This is a genomic window from Chromohalobacter sp. HP20-39 (genome assembly GCF_033052815.1).
Lineage (GTDB): Bacteria > Pseudomonadota > Gammaproteobacteria > Pseudomonadales > Halomonadaceae > Chromohalobacter.
The window spans coordinates 1-349 of sequence record NZ_JAWHTP010000314.1; the positions used below are offsets into that span (position 1 = coordinate 1).

Sequence of the window (349 nt, forward strand, 5' to 3'; positions counted from 1 at the left end):
TGATACGGCGAGGCATTGGGAATCAGCACCACCTGCGCGCCGGCGGCCTTGGCGTAGGCCGTGGCCGTGGGGTACCAGGCGTCTTCGCAGATGATGACGCCGAAGCGCGTGCCATCGACCTCGAACACGAAAGGCTCGGTGCCAGGCTGGAAGTAGCGTTTCTCGTCGAAGACTTCGTTATTGGGTAGCTCGAGCTTGTTGTACCGGCCAACCACGCGGCCATCCACAGCCACGGTGGCGCTGTTGGTGGGTTTGGGCAGTACGCCGGGCGCCGGGGCTTCCAGCGAGATCTGCGGATGCCCGATCACCACATGCAGGCCGGAGAACGCCCCCAACTCGGCGATGAGCG

General features: G+C 64.8%; 1 protein-coding gene. It reads right to left on the reverse strand.

The genetic code is table 11. From position 1 onward, the window contains the following. Nucleotides 1-349: nitrilase-related carbon-nitrogen hydrolase (locus RVY79_RS18150; protein ID WP_317465925.1), on the reverse strand; the 349-nt coding region annotated here is incomplete at both ends.